Source organism: Fructilactobacillus sp. X2R1C1 (assembly GCF_059901435.1).
In genome coordinates, this window is the sequence record NZ_JBWXUV010000092.1 from 1 (window position 1) to 271 (window position 271).

1 protein-coding gene is annotated in these 271 nt (G+C 53.5%); it reads left to right on the plus strand.

The genetic code is table 11. The features are described from left to right. A partial coding sequence (locus tag AC6UDG_RS07605) for a hypothetical protein (RefSeq protein ID WP_500706975.1) occupies window positions 1-271 on the plus strand: 271 nt, incomplete at both ends.

The window sequence follows — 271 nt, forward strand, 5'->3', positions numbered from 1 at the left end:
GAGATGAACAACAAGGTGTTGGGGGCAACGAAGGCTGTCGGTGATTCCACCACTACCGTCAACCAGGTGAATTCTGCGTTAGCGAATGCCGACTCAGCGGCAGCAAAGACGTCGAGCGCCGTTACTCAGACGCGCGTGGGTGCCCAGGCGATTACCGGCGCTGCTCAAAATGTCATGGCTGATTCCCAAGCTGTCAACTCAGCCATGGTTCCGCTTATTAATAACGTGACAAAGAATCTTCCTACCTTGCAAAAACAGGCCAGGAATCTCG